This is a genomic window from Neoalteromonas facilis (assembly GCF_002807665.1).
GTDB lineage: Bacteria > Pseudomonadota > Gammaproteobacteria > Enterobacterales > Alteromonadaceae > Alteromonas_E > Alteromonas_E facilis.
In genome coordinates this window covers 457220-475080 of the sequence record NZ_PEAY01000001.1, presented here as the reverse complement: position 1 = coordinate 475080, position 17861 = coordinate 457220, and the positions used below count along the sequence as shown (strand labels likewise).

15 protein-coding genes are annotated in these 17861 nt (G+C 43.6%); all 15 read left to right on the top strand.

Annotated elements, in window-relative coordinates; genetic code table 11:
• The first annotated feature begins 13 nt into the window (after positions 1-13).
• Positions 14-880, top strand: a complete 867-nt coding sequence (locus tag CSH93_RS02125; RefSeq protein WP_100641483.1) for an acyl-CoA thioesterase — start codon at positions 14-16, stop codon at positions 878-880.
• Positions 877-1401: a gamma carbonic anhydrase family protein gene (locus CSH93_RS02120; RefSeq protein WP_100641481.1), complete on the top strand. Its 525-nt coding sequence runs from the start codon at positions 877-879 to the stop codon at positions 1399-1401. The genes CSH93_RS02125 and CSH93_RS02120 overlap by 4 nt, the downstream gene beginning before the upstream one ends.
• 399 nt (positions 1402-1800) lie before the next feature.
• Positions 1801-2934 carry a pyridoxal-phosphate-dependent aminotransferase family protein gene (locus CSH93_RS02115; RefSeq protein ID WP_100641479.1) on the top strand — a complete coding sequence of 378 codons (1134 nt, stop codon included), beginning with the start codon at positions 1801-1803 and terminating at the stop codon, positions 2932-2934.
• A gap of 63 nt (positions 2935-2997) precedes the next feature.
• Complete coding sequence (locus CSH93_RS02110) at positions 2998-4227, top strand: nucleoside recognition domain-containing protein (RefSeq protein ID WP_100641477.1); 1230 nt, start codon at positions 2998-3000, stop codon at positions 4225-4227.
• A 91-nt stretch (positions 4228-4318) separates the two neighbouring features.
• Positions 4319-4996 carry an SIMPL domain-containing protein gene (locus CSH93_RS02105; protein WP_100641475.1) on the top strand — a complete coding sequence of 226 codons (678 nt, stop codon included), beginning with the start codon at positions 4319-4321 and terminating at the stop codon, positions 4994-4996.
• Between the two features lie 7 nt (positions 4997-5003).
• Positions 5004-5456: a GAF domain-containing protein gene (locus CSH93_RS02100; protein WP_100641473.1), complete on the top strand. Its 453-nt coding sequence runs from the start codon at positions 5004-5006 to the stop codon at positions 5454-5456.
• Positions 5453-5740, top strand: coding sequence for a hypothetical protein (locus tag CSH93_RS02095; protein WP_100641471.1), 288 nt, complete (start codon positions 5453-5455; stop codon positions 5738-5740). Before CSH93_RS02100 ends, CSH93_RS02095 begins: the two co-directional genes overlap by 4 nt.
• A gap of 20 nt (positions 5741-5760) precedes the next feature.
• Positions 5761-6414 (top strand): RNA chaperone ProQ, encoded by a 654-nt coding sequence (proQ, locus tag CSH93_RS02090; RefSeq protein ID WP_100641469.1) that lies wholly within the window; start codon positions 5761-5763, stop codon positions 6412-6414.
• Position 6415: 1 nt separating this feature from the next.
• Positions 6416-8452 (top strand): carboxy terminal-processing peptidase, encoded by a 2037-nt coding sequence (gene prc, locus CSH93_RS02085; protein ID WP_100641467.1) that lies wholly within the window; start codon positions 6416-6418, stop codon positions 8450-8452.
• Between the two features lie 112 nt (positions 8453-8564).
• Positions 8565-9899: a sodium-dependent transporter gene (locus CSH93_RS02080; RefSeq protein WP_100641465.1), complete on the top strand. Its 1335-nt coding sequence runs from the start codon at positions 8565-8567 to the stop codon at positions 9897-9899.
• 12 nt (positions 9900-9911) lie between these two features.
• A complete protein-coding gene (nhaC, locus tag CSH93_RS02075; protein WP_100641463.1) occupies positions 9912-11396 on the top strand; it encodes a Na+/H+ antiporter NhaC in 1485 nt (494 codons plus the stop codon).
• A 9-nt stretch (positions 11397-11405) separates the two neighbouring features.
• Positions 11406-13955, top strand: coding sequence for an aminopeptidase N (gene pepN / locus CSH93_RS02070; RefSeq protein ID WP_100641461.1), 2550 nt, complete (start codon positions 11406-11408; stop codon positions 13953-13955).
• Positions 13956-13959: 4 nt separating this feature from the next.
• Complete coding sequence (locus CSH93_RS02065; protein ID WP_100641459.1) at positions 13960-14199, top strand: DUF2835 family protein; 240 nt, start codon at positions 13960-13962, stop codon at positions 14197-14199.
• A 168-nt stretch (positions 14200-14367) separates the two neighbouring features.
• On the top strand, positions 14368-16464 hold the full coding sequence (locus CSH93_RS02060) for a DUF1302 domain-containing protein (protein WP_100641457.1): 2097 nt from the start codon (positions 14368-14370) through the stop codon (positions 16462-16464).
• 11 nt (positions 16465-16475) lie between these two features.
• Entirely contained in the window at positions 16476-17843 is a 1368-nt protein-coding gene (locus CSH93_RS02055; protein ID WP_100642313.1) for a DUF1329 domain-containing protein, read from the top strand.
• Positions 17844-17861 lie beyond the last annotated feature (18 nt).

Sequence of the window (17861 nt, the reverse complement as noted above, 5' to 3'; positions counted from 1 at the left end):
GCTTACGACAACTATGATAAATGCTTCTTTAACAGAGCTAATGACATTAGAAACTTTAGACGCATCATTGTACCGCGGACAAAGTTGGGATTTAGGGTTTAGGGCGTTATTTGGCGGTCAGGTATTAGGCCAGTCGTTGGCCGCAGCGACTGCCACAGTGCCTGATGATAGATTTTGTCATAGTTATCATTCTTATTTCTTATTGCCGGGGGATGCCAGTAAACCTGTCATTTATGATGTTGAAAGCGTCCGGGATGGGGGAAGTTTTTCAACGCGTCGTGTTAAGGCCATTCAAAACGGTAAAAACATCTTTTATATGACGGCTTCATTCCAGGTGGAAGAGCAAAATCTCACACATCAATATGCTGAAATGCCGACAGTACCGAGTGAACATGAAACAATCAGTGATGTGGAGTTTTATGAGCAAAACCCTCACTTAGTTGGGCGAGGAGTGAGAGATGCGATTGAATTTCACAAAGCAATCGAACTGCGCACCGTTGAGGCCATGAAACCTTACAATACCGAAGTAACAGAGCCTAAAAAACAGGTTTGGTTGCGTGCATCAGAGTCAATGCCAGATTCAATTCTAATGCAACAAGCAGTACTGTCCTATGCTTCGGACTTTCACTTTTTAGGTACGGCATTGCAACCGCACGGCGTTGCTGTGAACAACCCCCAATTACGTATAGCTACTATTGATCATTCGATTTGGTTTCATCGCAAATTCAATATGAATGAATGGCACTTATACGATATGGAATGCCCAGTCACAGGGAATGCGCGAGGGCTGGTAAACGGGAAGATTTATAATAAACAGGGTCAGTTAGTCGCTAGCACCGCACAAGAAGGATTGGTGCGTTTGATTGGAGAAAAGAAGTGATTTATCAGTTAAACGACAAACAACCGGTAGTCGCTGACGACGCATATATAGCCCCCGGCTCACATGTAATCGGTGATGTTGAGCTTAAAAGTGGCGCTAGTGTTTGGTTCAATGCGGTTGTTCGCGGTGACTGCGATACTATAACGATTGGTCAAAATAGTAATATCCAAGATGGTAGCGTGTTGCATACGGATTACGATATTCCGTTAACAATTGGTAAAGGTGTTACGGTTGGACATAAAGTGATGCTACACGGATGCCACATTGGGGACTATAGCCTAATCGGGATAAATGCGGTGATACTCAACAATGCGAAGATAGGCAAATATTGTGTTATCGGCGCGAATGCGTTGGTGACAGAAGGAATGGAAATCCCCGATCACTCAGTGGTGATGGGATCGCCTGCGCGTGTGGTGAAACAGGTCCCTACAGAGATGGAAAAGAAACTCGAAGCATCAGCGCAACATTACGTGAAAAACGCAAAGAATTTCAAAACATCACTCATAAAATTGGGTGACTAAAATAAAAAATGCCCAGAATTATCTCTAATTCCGGGCCTAGGGGAATGGCTCATTGCTGAGCCGTGCGCTAACTTTTCCTTTAAGGGAGAAATGTACTACAAAAGTCCGAACGTTAATAATAGAACAGTATTGATTAAATTATAAACATTTTTTTGAAAATATTTTTTTAACATGCGGATCAGACTTTGTATTAATGTACTAAATGCCTATATTCAAAGGGAAACCGGGCGCGATATTACCATCTAACTTTGCAATCACTGAGTAAAATTTTACTCTTTAGACCAGTCTATTTGGGTATATGTCGTTCATCTCATAAAAGTTGTGAATGTTTATCATACTCAATTGAATTCACATGAATGTATGAAACAATAGAAGTCTGTTAATTAAGAGCGTTTAACTATGGCCAGCCAATCACATTACTCTACTTTTATTCCTCATCAACGTACGTTGATGGGGCCGGGCCCATCTGATGTCAGTGCTAGGGTATTAAACGCATTAGCGCGGCCTACACTCGGACACCTGGATCCCCAATTTGTCGGTTTGATGGATGAGATTGGTGATCTGCTACGGTATACATTTAGAACGCAAAATAAATTGACGATGCCGATATCTGCGCCAGGTTCCGCCGGCATGGAAGCATGCTTTGCGAATCTTGTTGAGAGCGGAGATAAAGTTGTCGTATGTGTTAACGGTGTTTTCGGCGGTCGCATGAAAGAGAATGTCGTACGCTGTGGTGCTGAGGCGATCATTGTTGAAAGCCCATGGGGTGAACAAACCGATCCTACTGCACTTGAGCAAGCCTTGTTGGACAATCCCGATACAAAGGTTGTTGCATTTGTGCATGCGGAAACCAGCACCGGTGTTGAAAACGACGCTAAAACGTTGTGTGCCATAGCGAAAAAACATGGTTGCTTGACTATCGTTGATACGGTTACTTCGCTGGCAGGAATACCATTAGAAATAGATGAATGGGATATTGATGCAGCATACTCAGGCTCTCAAAAATGTTTAAGCTGTGTGCCTGGCCTGTCGCCAGTGACCTTTAGTGAAAAAGCATTGGATGTTATACGTGGGCGTAAAACGCCAGTTCAAAGTTGGTTCTTAGATATTAATTTGATCCTCGGATATTGGGGAGAAGGAACAAAACGCGCCTACCACCATACTGCACCCGTCAATAGTTTGTACGCCTTGCATGAATCATTGCTTATGGTGCACGAGGAAGGCATTGAGAACGCTTGGCAGCGTCATCAGCATATGCATCAACTGTTAGTTAAAGGGCTGAATAGCATCGGCATAGAGTTTGCCGTTGACGCCAAGTATCGTTTGCCACAATTGAATGTTGTTAAAATCCCTGAAGGTGTCGACGATGCCAAGGTTCGTACACAATTACTCAGTCGTTTCGGGCTCGAAATAGGCGCGGGTTTGGGCGCGTTTGCAGGCAAAGTATGGCGCATAGGTCTTATGGGTTCTGCCTGTACAGAAAAGAACGTTCAGCATTGTGTTGCTGCTTTGGACTCAGTATTGAATCAATAAAATCAATGTATTAACGTGAATTTGGTGTAACATTATTGCCATTAAGGGAACAGGAATGGTTTGATGTTACACCGCATTTGGTTGTTCTTTATTGTTGCGGCTTTCCTCGCAACAACTTGGCAAGTTCTGATTGCCGGTGATCTCGCTGCGTTTGAAAATACCATGTCGTCTATCACGGCGATGGCACGCCTTAGTGTTGATATTGCAATTGGCTTAATAGGTCTGCTGGCTTTTTGGTTAGGGATATTTAAAGTCGCTGAGCATTCAGGTCTGATTGCTAAATTCTCAAAGGTTTTAGAACCATTATTATGCCGGTTAATGCCTGATATTCCGCGCGGTCACCCCGCTATAGGCAGTATAACCATGAATATGTCTGCTAACGTGTTAGGCCTCGATAACGCGGCAACTCCCTTTGGGATAAAAGCGATGCAAGATATGCAAAGCTTAACGCAAGTAAAAGATACGCTCACCAATAGCCAAATATTGTTTCTGGTGTTAAATACTTCGTCCGTTACCTTGTTTCCCATTGCAGTATTTTTATACCGAGCAGAGCAGGGGGCAGCGCAACCAACGGACGTGTTTATTCCCATTTTACTAGCGACCAGTGCTTCTACGCTTGTAGGCTTATTGGTTACCTGTGCAATACAACGGATCAATCTATTTAATAAGGTTGTATTGATTTACCTTGTAGGTATCTTCAGTCTGCTATTTGCGGTGATTTTGTATTTTTCAAAATTAGCCTCAGAGCAATTAGCTCAACAGTCGTCAATTGTCGCGAATTTTGCCTTACTTGTTTTTATTGTTGTTGTGTTATTAGCCGGTTGGCGAAAAGGGCACAACACATACGAATTATTCGTAGAGGGTGCCAAAAAAGGATTTGAGGTTGCGATTTCTATCATTCCTTTTCTATTGGCAATGCTGTTTGCTATTGGCATGCTTAGAGCCAGTGGCGTGTTAAATATGACCGCTGATTTCATAGCATCAGGCATAGCCGCCATGGGGTTTGATACTCGCTTCGTTGAGGCACTTCCTACAGCCTTGATGAAACCTCTGAGTGGTTCAGGCGCAAGAGCGCTTATGATTGAAACCATGCAGTTCCATGGAGCCGATTCTTTCGTTGGGCGTTTAGCGTCGGTCATGCAAGGATCCACAGAAACGACGTTTTACGTGCTAGCCGTATATCTAGGGGCTGTTGGTGTTAAACATAGCCGTTATGCCGTTGGGTGCTGTTTGGCCGCCGATGGTGCCGGGATATTAACTGCCATTGGCGTTAGTTATTGGTTTTTCGGATGAAACATTCTTAATGAATGGTTTATTACTGTTCAGACTTCATTAATGAACGATTCGCTACACTGCAGCCATATTTTCAATAGAGAGTTAAAACATGAAATTTTATAACCTTTTACTTCTTTCGGTGTTAAGTCTGCCTTTATGGGCGCAAGAAGCAACAACACCATCTATATCAGTTCAAGGGAACGGGCATGTAGTGGCTGTACCTGATGCGTTTTCGATTACGTTTTTGGTCGAAGCTAAAGGTGAAACTGTTTCAAAATTGAACGCTGAAGTACGCCAAGCAACCCAACAAATTATTAGTTTTTTGCGCGGTCAATCTGTGGATGAGCAGAATATTCAAACCATGCAAATACGGCTTTCACCAAACTATGAACGTTTTAACAATGGTCAGCGAGAGCAAAATGGCTTTGTTCTGAGTCGCTCTATTAAAATTAGTCATAGTGAACTGGATAGTTATGACAAGATTATTGATGGGGTGTTGCGAGCTGGGGCTAATCGAATTGAGCAATTTGATTTTGTCGTAACTAATCAAAGTGAATTGTATGAACAAGCGCTTGTTGCAGCGGTAAAAGATGCCAAAATGAAAGCGACGTTAATGTTAAAACCAGCAGGTGCTGAGCTTGGCCCCTTGATTTCAGTGAATGAACATTCTATAAATCCGCGTATTAACTATAGCAAAATGATGATGGCCGAGGCAGATACCAGTACGGCGCTGCCAGGCACTGAATCGATAACGGCACAAATTTCTGTAACTTTTGCCATTCAATAAGGTAAATATGACAACCAATTACGATATTCTGAACGCTCAAGCCAAATCATTAGTAGAGGGCGAAACTGATCTAATCGCCAATATGGCCAACATCAGCGCATTGTTGTTCAACAACATGACTGACCTTAACTGGGCTGGTTTTTACCGCGTAGTAAACAACGAGCTAGTATTAGGGCCATTTCAAGGTCAACCAGCCTGTATTCGCATTGGTATGGGTAAAGGTGTATGTGGAACGGCTGCGTTGAGACGAGAAACAATGGTTGTTGAAGACGTGCATCAATTTGATGGTCATATCGCGTGCGACGCAGCCTCTAATTCAGAAATCGTTATCCCAATTATTCTTAATGAAGCGGTTATTGGTGTATTGGACATTGATAGCCCTGTTTTTTCTCGTTTTAACCAAAAAGATGCAAAAGGCCTACAAGGAATTGTGGATGCGTTGGTGGATTCAATAAAATGAAAGAACTTATTGATATCCATACTGTGTTATCAACGCCAGAAGATCTCGATGATTTTCATGATGATGCGGAGCAAGCCAGTGATAGTTTAAATCTCTTGCTGCACGCGGTTTACTTGAAAACAGAAGATGAAATTCCGCTATATCGATTAGAGAAAATGTTGCAGTACACTTGGGAATTTTGGGTAAATGAACCGCAACTCGTCGATATTGACGACGATGATTTGACGGATTGGGTTGACCAAATGCTAGCAACTTGGGATGATTCGGATCACGAAGACGATTAATACAAAGCAACTCAACTTAAATGGAAAGTACTGAAAAGTTCGCAAACAGCAAAGAAGTCATTGCCTTTTTAGCTCAAACATTCCCGGATTGTTTCACAGTTTCGGGAGCAGCCAAGCCGCTTAAAATTGGGATATTTCAAGATCTCGCAGAGGCTCTAAAAGAAGAAAGCCGCCTCAGTAAAACCTTGTTACGTTCATCATTAAGACACTACACCAACAGCTGGCGCTATCTTGAATCCATCACAGAGGGTGCACACCGTGTAAACCTTCAGGGTGAGCAAGACGCCGTAATTGAGGCTGAACACGCAGAACATGCACAACAACAGTTGTCAGAAAGTAAAGCGGCTGCAGCAGAAAAACGTAAAGAACAAAAGAAAACTCAAAACAAGCGACGCGGTGATAAGCCACGTCAAGCGAAAACGGATAAGGGACCTAGTAGTAAAAAGCACGGAACTAATCCTAACAATGCTCGCTCTAAACAACCTGCACCGCAGAAATTAACGTCTGAAGATATCTCTGAAGGTACAAGAGTGACGGTTAAATTGGGTAAAGTCCCAATGCCTGCCGTTATTACAGAGGTGGCGAAAGACGGCATTCATGTTCAGCTAGACACCGGAATGGTGGTCAAAGTTGCTCAGGATGCATTACGTTTGGCGAGTCCGAAGAGGTCGTAATATGAATAAAATGCTTCGTCTATCTGTACTATCAACTTTTGTTACCGTTGCCTTAGCCAATGCGGCACCGACAACAGAAACTGTTGATTCATTACCCATTCTCAAACAAGAATCACAACATGAAGCCGCTGCCAAACGAGTGTCACGAATGTTCACTCGGGCGCATTACTCAGAGGTAGTACTAGACGATGCATTGTCAGCCAAGATATTCGATCGATTCCTGCGCATATTAGACAGCAATAAAAACATTCTGCTCAAACAGGATGTTGATGCCTTTGAGGCGAATAAAACACGCTTTGACGAGGCTATCAAACTCGGCGATCTCGGCATGGCATACGATATGTATACCCTGATGCTGGAAAAGCGTATTGAGCGATTCGAATATGCGTTAACACTGTTGGATAAGCCATTTGATTTTACTGTCGAGGGTGACAAGTTTCACTATCGACGCGATGAAGCGGATTGGCCTGTTACCACAGCCGAACTCGATGAATTATGGCGTCAGCGCGTTAAATACGATGCGTTGAATCTGAAAATGGCTGATAAAACGCCAGAAGAGACTAAATCACTACTTGAAAAGCGTTATTCTCGAGCGATTAAACGCTTGCAACAAACCAGTAGTGAAGACGTATTTCAGACGGTTATGAATGCGTTTGCCAGAAGCATCGAAGCCCACACAAGCTATCTTTCTCCGCGCAATGCCGAACGATTCCAAATGGAAATGAATTTGTCGTTTGAGGGTATTGGTGCGGTCTTGCAGAGTGAAGATGATTACACGGTGATTAAGAGTATCGTGGCTGGCGGCCCTGCTGATTCGTCTAAAAAACTCAAGCCCGAAGATAAAATCGTTGCAGTGGGTCAGAACGACGAGCCGTTAGTTGACGTTGTGGGCTGGCGCTTAGATGAAGTTGTGGATCTGATAAAAGGTCCTAAAGGCAGTACGGTTCGCCTTCAGGTCATGAAGGGCAGTGGTGATAGTAAATCGCTTGAATCAATTGAATTGGTGCGCGACAAAATCAAGCTTGAAGATCGCGAAGCCAAATCAAAAGTGATTGTTCCTGACTCAGGCCCTAACGAGGGCGAAAAAGTCGGTGTTATTGAAATTCCCTCATTCTATAACGCGTTACATGAAGACGTTGAACGCGAGATCACGGAATTACTTGAGCAAGACGTTAAAGCCATGATCGTTGATTTGCGTGGCAATGGCGGTGGGTCATTGCCTGAAGCAATCATGTTATCGGGTCTGTTTATCGATAAAGGGCCTGTTGTGCAAATACGATACGGTGAAGGCCGTGTCAAAGTTGACAAAGACACTGATGGTAAGGTGTTTTACGATGGTCCGTTGACTGTGTTGGTTGACCGCTATAGCGCTTCAGCGTCTGAAATCTTTGCCGCCGCTATGCAAGACTATAATCGTGCCTTGATCATTGGTGAGCAAACATTTGGTAAAGGAACAGTGCAACAGCATAGACCGTTAGGACGAGTCTATGACCTATACGACAATCCGCTTGGCAGTGTTCAGTTCACCATTGCCAAATTCTATCGGATTAATGGCGGTAGTACTCAACACAAAGGTGTCGTGCCTGATATCGCTTATCCAAGTGCAGTAGAGCCGGAAGAGTGGGGTGAAAGCCAAGAAGAAAATGCGCTTCCTTGGGATAGCATCAGCCGTGCAAACTACATGACTTTTGGTGATAGTCAGCAAGCAATCGACATTTTGACTGCAAAGCATAAAAAGCGCGTGCTGCAAGATCCTGAGTTCCAGTATCTATACGAAGATATCGCCGAATATAAAGAATCTAAAGATGAGAAATTTGTATCTTTGGTCGAGTCAGAACGTCTTGCTAAGAAGGAAGAAGCAGATGCAAAACGATTGGCTCGTATGAACGAACGTTTATCGCGTTTGGGTATGGATCCAGTTACATCAATTGACGATGTGCCTGAAGACATCGAATTCGACGACCCTTTCTTGATGGAAGCCGCGAACATTACTGTTGATATGATAGAAACAGGACGTTACGCGATAAGAACAAATTAATCCTACACAGTAGGTTAAAAAGTGATATCTTTCACACATTGAACGGGCTTATACAAGCCCGTTTTCTCGTCTTTAGGCGAATGCATAACAATAATAACTAAGAGGAATATGCATGAGTGCTCGCGGAGAATTTTCGTCTCGCTTTGGCTTTATATTAGCGGCCGCAGGATCGGCTGTTGGTTTGGGCAATATTTGGGGCTTTCCCAACCAAGTTGCAGAAAACGGGGGCGCAGCCTTCGTATTGGTTTATCTACTATTAGCGTTTGTCCTAGCTTACCCTGTATTGATGGCTGAATTGGTCATTGGTCGTGCTAAACGCGCCAATATGGTTGATGCATTGGGTAAGATTTCCGGTAATAGAGTAGGGCGCATGGTCGGCCTATGGGGTTGTGTTACCGTGTCGTTGATCCTTGCCTTTTACGCCATTGTCGGTGGTTGGATGATCGCCTATTTTGCCGAGTCATTAACACGTTTCGCTGGGGCAACGAGTACCGCTGATTGGATGATAGGGTTTTCGTTGGAACGCAACTTACTGTTTGCTGCGATGTTTTTCGGATTGACGGCTATGATCGTAACGGGTGGGGTCAGTCAGGGTATTGAGCGCTGGTCTGTCCGACTCATGCCAACCTTGATCATCATCATATTGCTATTGATTGTCTATGTAAGTACTCAACCAGGCGCAATTGAAGGTTGGAAGGTTTACCTCGTACCCGACTTTTCAAAAGTATTCCATCCGGATTTATTGATCAGTGCCATGGGGCAGGCATTCTTTAGCATGTCTTTAGGTGTGGGTACGATGTTGGTATATGGCTCTTATGTCAGTAAAAAAGAAAACTTGCCGACGTTAGGTGTATCCGTAGCATTAGTGGATATAGGTGTTGCTATCTTAGCTGGTATGTTGATTATTCCTGCGATGTACGTGGCACTTCATAATGGTGTAGAAATATTCACTGAAGCGGGCGCGTTAATTGGGGAAGACCAATTGATTTTCACCGTATTACCTGCTTTGTTCGATTCGATTGGAGGCGTTGGGCCGTTTATAGCCTTTGCCTTTTTTGCCCTAATGGTAATCGCTTCCCTGACGTCATCAATTTCGATGTTAGAAGTACCAGTTGCCTACCTTGTTGAAAGTCATAATGTATCGCGTACCAAAGCAGTGTGGATTTTGGCCGTATCAATTTTTGTGTTGAGCGCAATTATCATTTTTAATTTCTCTTCGTTGTTTGGGCTAGTTATCGCGGCAACAACCCAATATAGCCAGCCTCTGTTGGGTATGGTGTTGTGTATATTTGCTGGTTGGGTTTGGAACCGAAATGGGTTGCTAAAAGAATTGACTGAAGGCTCACCAGAAATTGAAAGCACTATGTTTTGGAAGATTTGGCCACTGTATGTGAAGTTCATTTGTCCGGTGGTGATTTTCTTTATGTTTATTCGTTCTGTGCTGTAGGGAAGTTTTTAGATGACTCAGACTCATGTAAAACAGCCATCTTTGTTGGATGCACTTATTCCGGTCGTTTTGCTTGTCGTTATGATGGGCGCTGCTGTCTATATTTTTGGTGATGGATCGTCATATGGTCCCAATCAGGTAGCGCTGCTTATTGCTACAGGTATTGCAGGCATTATCGGTCTTAAAAATGGCTATACGTGGCAGGCCATTGAAGAGGGAATAGTTAACGGCATTTCTATGGCGTTGGGTGCGGTACTTATCCTTTTAGCCGTTGGTGCGCTTATCGGTACTTGGATGTTGGCAGGAACCGTTCCTACACTGATTTATTTCGGCTTAGAACTGTTAAACCCGGCAATTTTTTATGTGGCTGCTTGTGTTATTTGTGCTGTAGTGGCCATGAGTATCGGCAGTTCCTGGACCACAGCCGCTACCGTAGGGGTGGCCTTAATGGGCGTGTCTGCTGGCATGGAGATGTCAGCTGCAATTACAGCCGGTGCGGTTATTTCAGGTGCTTACTTTGGTGACAAGATCTCGCCATTAAGCGAAACAACTAATTTGGCTCCTGCTGTTGCTGGAACACAGCTGTTTGATCATATTCGTTATATGCTTTGGACTACGATCCCAAGTTTTGTGTTGGCCTTGATTTTATTTTTAATTCTTGGATTTAATCAGGACTTAAACGCCTCTTCTGAACGCATTCAGCAAATGCAAACCTTGCTTGAAGGTTCTTTTGAGATGGGATGGCACCTGTTAGTACCTCTCATTGTGCTGCTTGTATTAGCGGTCAAAAAAGTCCCAGCATTTCCTGCGGTTTCAATCGGTGCACTTTTAGGAGGTGTTTGGGCACTGCTATTTCAACCAGATGTCGTGGCTTCGATGAATACATCTGCTTTCGATGGTTTACTCGGTAATATTACTGTTGTGTGGACTGCGTTGTTTGCAGGCGTGACATTTGAAACGCCAGATTCAAACCTGAATGATTTACTCAGTCGAGGTGGTATGGAGAGTATGCTCAATACCATTTGGCTGATTATATGTGCAATGTCATTCGGAGCTGTTTTAGAGAAAATAGGATTACTGAAACGAGTTGTAAGTACAATCCTTAAAGGCGCAAAGAGTGCAGGAGATATGGTATCGCGTACGATTTTGACCTGTATTGGCACAAATTTGGTGACTGCTGATCAGTATATGGCGATAGTTATGCCAGGTCGTATGTATAAAGAAGAGTTTGAGCATCGTGGGCTCGATCAATTAAACCTCTCACGGAGTCTTGAAGATGGCGGTACTTTAACTTCTCCGTTAATTCCTTGGAACACGTGCGGCGCCTATATGCACGGTGTATTAGGCGTTCACCCCTTTACTTATTTTGCTTATGCTTTTTTCAATTGGCTAAGTCCGATCTTAGCGGTTATTTATGCGTATCTCGGCATAAAGATTCTACGCATAACACCGCCTAATATGGATGAGCTTTTGGCAACAGAACAATCCAAAAATTAAAGTAGATTTATGAAAGTAGCGAAACGTTTATGTGATTATCTACCACCTGCGTTTAGTGTTAAAACCCTAACGTTGGATATTGTACTTGATGAAGTAACCACACGCGTTATCGCTACTAGCACTGTGCAACGGGAAAATGATAACGCGTTAGATCTAAAGCTGGATGGTGAAAATCTGGCGCTTCTTTCATTATCCATCAATGGTGAAATGTGGTCTGACTATGATGTTAGTGAAACCGCTTTAGTCATTCATAATGTTCCACAACAATTCTCTCTTCGCATAGAAACAACCATTAATCCGAGCCAAAACACATCCCTAGAAGGACTATATTTATCAAATGGCGCGTTTTGCACGCAGTGCGAAGCAGAGGGGTTTCGTAAGATAACCTATTTTATGGACAGACCTGATGTATTGGCTGTTTATGATGTAACCATCACCGGCGACATTAAAAAGTATCCTCAACTACTATCCAATGGCAATAAAGTGGGTAGCGGTGTCAATAACGATGGTTCACACTGGGTTCGGTGGCATGACCCCTTCCCAAAACCGTGTTACTTGTTTGCGTTGGTAGCAGGGGATCTAGAGTGCATCAGAGATACCTACACAACTAGTGGTGGGAAAGAAGTTTCGATCGAATTGTATGTTGATAAAGGTATGGGGGCGCGCGGTTCTCATGCTATCGAATCATTAAAACGAGCGATGAAATGGGATGAAGAGACGTTTAACCTCGAATACGACCTAGACGTTTACATGGTCGTAGCTGTTGATTTCTTCAATATGGGCGCGATGGAGAACAAGGGTCTAAACGTATTCAATAGCAAATTTGTACTCGCTAACGAAGAGACCGCAACCGATGATGATTACTTTAATATCGAATCGGTAATTGCACATGAATACTTCCATAACTGGACAGGTAATCGCGTCACTTGTCGAGATTGGTTTCAGTTGTCGCTCAAGGAAGGCTTAACCGTTTTCCGAGATCAATACTTCAGTGAAACCTACAACGCAGCATTGGCAACCCGTATTAAGCAGGTAAATGTGATCAGGGAGCATCAATTTGCAGAAGATGCGAGCCCCATGAGTCACCCTATACGACCGCAAGAAGTTATCGAAATGAATAATTTTTACACGGTAACGGTTTACGATAAGGGGGCTGAAGTTATCAGGATGCTGTGGACCTTGCTTGGCGAACAGGGTTTTAAGAAGGGAATGAAATTGTATTTTAAACGGCATGACGGACAGGCCGTGACCTGTGATGACTTTGTCAATGCGATGCAAGATGCCAATGAAGTTGATCTGTCGCTGTTCAAGCGTTGGTATGCACAATCGGGAACGCCTCGTGTGTCAATGTCACAAACCGATAATGGTTTGGTAGTGTTTAAGCAACAGACACCACCTACCGCCGATCAAGCAGACAAACAACCATTATTGATCCCGCTTGCCATTGAAGTTATTGGTAAAGAGGCTGGCAAACATCAAGGCGAACAAATAATTTGGTTGAATGAAGAGTCGTTAACAACCGATATTCGCTTAGAAGATTGTTCAGCTATTGTGGTCAATAGTCATTTTAGAGCCCCGGTGGCCGTGGACTACAGGTATTCGTTAGACGAGTTAACGACTATATTGCAGAGTGCATCTACCGATTTTGATCGCTGGGAAGCAAGCCAAAAACTGTTTAAAAGAAGTGTCAATGATTATGCCGCAGGCAATACCGAGCAGTTAACTCAAACAGCCAAGTTATTTGCATCCTTCATTGAGAACAATACCAATAATATTGAACTACTGAGTGAAGTTATTGCACTGCCAAGCATAGAATCGGTTATCGCAGAACTAGAAAGTGTTGATTTGAATAGGCTTTTGCCAGCATATCGCGCTGTAATTGAGGCGATAGCCAAAAGCAGTTCAGCAGTGCTAGACGTATTGATAACGCAGCTGACGCCTCGACCAGAATATGCTTATACCGAAGAGCAGATAATACAGCGCAAATGTTTGAACTCAGTAATGCGATTATGCGCGTATTGCAATATGGATCTATCGCGCATTCAATCTGTATATGATTGTGCAGATAACATGACTGACACCTTAACTGCGTTGCAGTGCGCACAGGCAGCTGATGCGTCGTTGTTTGAGCGCCTTATGCAACATTTTGAAGAACGCTGGTGTGATGATCCACTCGTCCTTGATAAGTGGTTTGCACTACATGCCACAACTGAACGTAAGGACATACTCGCACGCATTCAATTGTTAATGGAACACAAACAGTTCAGCGTTAAAAATCCCAATCGTATACGCTCAATTTTAGGTAGCTTTGCTTTTTACAATACTGCTGGACTCCACAATGCTGATGGCTCCGGCTATAAATTTTTGGTCGACCACCTTCTTAGTATTGATGCGGTAAATCCTCAGGTAGCCGCTCGCATAGTGACACCGCTGATCAGTTGGCGTAAATTTGATGAAAGTCGTCAAACACTGATCCAGAGAAATTTAATACGTATTCTGGACAATCCAAATGTGAGCGCAGATTTGTACGAGAAGGTAAGTAAAAGCCTATCCCAATAACATTATGGCCAATAATGAATATGAATTTTCGTTATGTGTTTCCTACAAGCAGTGTGAGCAGCTATACATGCAAGGAAACAACTCTGTTGTGGTGTTGAGTACAACAGGGGTTAGAATTAGTCTACCCGCTAAGAATTTGCGGCCATTCGTTAGTACTAATGGCATTCATGCCCGGTTTCGCTTAGTAACGTCGGCGCAAAATAAAATAATCAGTCTTACTCAAATTTCAACTCACCAACACTAGTCGTTTGTCTATAATTTAGACGGAATTAGAAACGACAGTACAAATGTGCTCCAACTGGTACGATTTGTCCTTGCGATTGCGTACAAATGATGTAATCATTTTGTTAATCAGTCTACATATGGTCTTAATGCCGTTAACTTTTGTTAAAGGCTCAGGAGAATAAAAACGATGACAAACAGGCCTAGTGCATTCAAAAGAACACCTCTCGCCATTGGTATCGCTGCTCTTATAGCGGGTTCCAGCACGGTAAGTGCGAAAACATGGGAGTTAGGTGACTTTGAAATCAATCTTGATTCAAACTTTACGTTAGCAACCAGTATTCGTGCTGAGAAGCGAGACCGCTCACTTATTGGTAATAGTAATTTACCTATGTTTGATTGGAGCGGATACAACGCAGCCACTAACGTAATATATCCATCTGCTGACGTATGGGCGATTTCCAATGGCATGGGGTCGTACAGCACCAACGGTGATTTGGGTAACTTAGCGTTTGACCAAGGCGATGCATTCTCTACTCAGGTAAGCGGCCTACACGAACTCGATATTAGAAACGGCGATTACGGTTTCTTTGCGCGTGGTTTCTATTTTTATGATTTCGAACTACTGAACGGTAGTCGTTCATGGTCAAACCCAATCACGGGTAAAGAAGTTGATTTATGTGGTGACCCAGAAGCGCGTAATGAATTATGTGCAGACATTCGTTTGTTAGATGCATTCGCCTATGCCGATATTTGGGTTGGTGACATGCCTTTATCTCTTCGTATTGGTGACCAGGTTGTAAGCTGGGGTGAAAGTACATTTATCCAACATGGTATTAATACGACTAACCCTGTTGACGTTACACGCGCACGTGCACCAGGTGCTGAGTTAAAAGAAGTATTTATTCCGGTAGGGATGGTGTTTGCATCTTTGGGTGTGACGGACAATCTAAGTTTGTCGGCCTACTATCAATACGAGTGGGAAAAGAGCTTACTGCCTGTTGCTGGAAGTTATTTTGCTACGACTGACTTTGCCGGCGAGGGTGGCCAGAAAAATAATATTCAGTTGGGCTTTACTGGTAACCCAGACATCGATCTAGACCACTTACTGACCGAAATGAATCGTTTAGGTGACGCGTTGAGATCAGGTGTTAACCCTGCAGAATTAACTGGTGCTTTGTTGTCTTATAGTACCAAAGTGGGGCTTCGAGGCTGGAGTGACGATGCGCATCAGGACGCAGATGATCAAGGCCAATACGGTATAAAAATTGGCTATTTTGCTGAAGAGCTTAATGGTACTGAATTAGGTTTATACCACATTAATTACCATAGCCAACGTCCTCTGATTAACGGTATTGCTTCTGACTTTACCGCTGCAGGAATTCAGCGAGATCTAGCTTATTTAGCATCGACGCCTGAAATCAACCGCCATAACGTCACAAACTTGAACACATTTGCAGAAGCAGTGTTCGTGTATCCTGAAGACATTAAATTATACGGTTTTAGTTTCAATACTAACGTAGGCACAACAGCGTTGGCGGGTGAGATTGCTTATCGTCAGGATGAGCCTTTGCAGATGGACGATGTAGAGTTGTTGTATGCTGCAATGCCTGAGCAATTAGCGGCTGCTGGTGTTCCATCTCAGGTGGCACGCCCTGACTTGGCAGGCATTTCACAATACGCCAATACTGGTCGCACAGTCGCACCTGGTGGCATTGTAGATGCTGTTTTATATTCAGACACTGTACAGGCGCAGATGACGGCTTCACATGTATTCGGCCCAGTGCTGGGTACAGACAACTTCATTCTTTTGGGTGAAGTGGGTGTTGTGAGCATTTTGGATATGCCTGACCAAAACGTTATTCGTTTAGAAACGCCTGGAACAGCGCGTACCCCTTCACTAGAGCCTACTTTTTATCCTGATGGTTCTCTAAACTATCGTGAAGGTTTGCACATTGGTCTTTCTAATGGTCCTGAGACGAATGAGTTCGCAACATCTACTGCTTGGGGTTACCGATTATTAGCGGTAGCTGACCATAATAATATTTTCTCAGGTGTTAACCTGCGTACGCGCGTTACGTTCTCTCACGATGTAAATGGTACTACGCCGAATCCATTATTCTTATTCACTGAAGATGTTAAATCGGCCAATGTGACCTTTACCTTTGATTATCTAAATCGCTGGTCATTTAGCGCAGCTTACAATGCGTTCTGGGACGGTTCAGGTACTGCGAACCCGCTATCGGACCGTGACTTCGTGTCTTTCAATATTAAGTACGCAATCTAGGAAGAAGTATGATGATGAAAAAATTTGGAATGCTAGCAGCGGCAGTGGCACTAACTCTGTCCAGCCACGCAACGCTAGCCAAAGTCAGTGCAGATGAAGCTGCCAAACTTGGCGATTCATTAACGCCGCTAGGTGCAGAAAAAGCAGGTAACGCTGATGGTTCTATCCCAGCTTGGACTGGTGGTATAACGACTCCACCGGCAGGCTTTGTACCGGGCGGTTTTCACATTGATCCGTTTCCGGAAGATAAGCCCTTATTTGAAATAACGGCAGCTAACTATCAAGAATACAGCAGCATGCTGAGTGATGGTCAAAAGAAAATGTTTGAAACGTATCCTGATACCTACAGGATGCCTGTTTATCAAACACGTCGAACGGCTTCTAACCCTCAATCGATTTACGATGCAACTAAGGCCAATGCGACTCGCGCAGAGCTTTTAGACGGTGGTAACGGTCTTACAGGTGCTGCTATCGGTATTCCATTCCCAATTCCTCAGGATGGTTTGGAAGCCATTTGGAACCATATTTTGCGTTATCGTGGTGAAGCGGTAGCACGTTTTGGTGGTCAGGCAGCGGTAACTGCAAGCGGTGATTACAACGTTATTGGTTTTGACGAAGAGTTATTGATCAACTATTCAAAACCGGGCATTACGCCTGAACAGTTACTTGAACAAAATATTTTGTTTATGTTTAAACAACAGGTTACCAAACCAGCTCGTCTGGCCGGTACTGCATTGTTAGTTCACGAAACGGTTGACCAAATAAAAGAACCGCGTAAAGCATGGACCTACAATACTGGGCAACGTCGTGTACGTTTGGCGCCTAATATTGCTTATGACACGCCGGGAACTGCAGCCGATGGCCTAAGAACCACTGATGACTTCGATATGTTTAATGGTTCACCTAACCGTTACAATTGGGAATTAAAAGGCAAGCAGGAGCTGTTTATCGCATACAACAACTATAAGTTGCATAGCGATAAGGTCAGCTACGCTGATATTCTTTCGCCAAATCACGTTAACCCTGATTTGACTCGCTTTGAAAAACACCGCGTTTGGGTAGTTGAAGCGACGTTAAAAGACGAGTTTAGACATGTTTATCAAAAACGCGTTTTCTACATTGATGAAGACAGCTGGCAAATCCATGTGGCTGATATGTATGATAACCGTGGCGAACTTTATCGTGTCGGGTTAGCATATGGTGTAAATTATTATGATGTTCCAACACATTGGTCTACGCTTGATGTATATCATGACCTTAACTCTCGCCGTTATTTGGCAATTGGACTAGATAATGAAGAGCGTATGTATGACTTTACAATTCGTCCTGACGAGAAAGAGTTTACAGCTTCTGCATTACGTCGCGAAGGCAAGCGTTAATAGTCGTTTCATTTAAGA

Bases quoted from the DNA above. Each gene is read 5' to 3' on its own strand.
- CSH93_RS02105 (WP_100641475.1), top strand. From the start codon at position 4,319: ATGAAATTTTATAACCTTTTACTTCTTTCGGTGTTAAGTCTGCCTTTA.
- CSH93_RS02110 (WP_100641477.1), top strand. From the start codon at position 2,998: ATGTTACACCGCATTTGGTTGTTCTTTATTGTTGCGGCTTTCCTCGCA.
- CSH93_RS02095 (WP_100641471.1), top strand. From the start codon at position 5,453: ATGAAAGAACTTATTGATATCCATACTGTGTTATCAACGCCAGAAGAT.
- CSH93_RS02080 (WP_100641465.1), top strand. From the start codon at position 8,565: ATGAGTGCTCGCGGAGAATTTTCGTCTCGCTTTGGCTTTATATTAGCG.
- CSH93_RS02060 (WP_100641457.1), top strand. From the start codon at position 14,368: ATGACAAACAGGCCTAGTGCATTCAAAAGAACACCTCTCGCCATTGGT.
- prc (WP_100641467.1), top strand. From the start codon at position 6,416: ATGAATAAAATGCTTCGTCTATCTGTACTATCAACTTTTGTTACCGTT.
- pepN (WP_100641461.1), top strand. From the start codon at position 11,406: ATGAAAGTAGCGAAACGTTTATGTGATTATCTACCACCTGCGTTTAGT.
- CSH93_RS02065 (WP_100641459.1), top strand. From the start codon at position 13,960: ATGGCCAATAATGAATATGAATTTTCGTTATGTGTTTCCTACAAGCAG.
- CSH93_RS02125 (WP_100641483.1), top strand. From the start codon at position 14: ATGATAAATGCTTCTTTAACAGAGCTAATGACATTAGAAACTTTAGAC.
- CSH93_RS02115 (WP_100641479.1), top strand. From the start codon at position 1,801: ATGGCCAGCCAATCACATTACTCTACTTTTATTCCTCATCAACGTACG.
- CSH93_RS02100 (WP_100641473.1), top strand. From the start codon at position 5,004: ATGACAACCAATTACGATATTCTGAACGCTCAAGCCAAATCATTAGTA.
- CSH93_RS02055 (WP_100642313.1), top strand. From the start codon at position 16,476: ATGATGAAAAAATTTGGAATGCTAGCAGCGGCAGTGGCACTAACTCTG.
- nhaC (WP_100641463.1), top strand. From the start codon at position 9,912: ATGACTCAGACTCATGTAAAACAGCCATCTTTGTTGGATGCACTTATT.
- proQ (WP_100641469.1), top strand. From the start codon at position 5,761: ATGGAAAGTACTGAAAAGTTCGCAAACAGCAAAGAAGTCATTGCCTTT.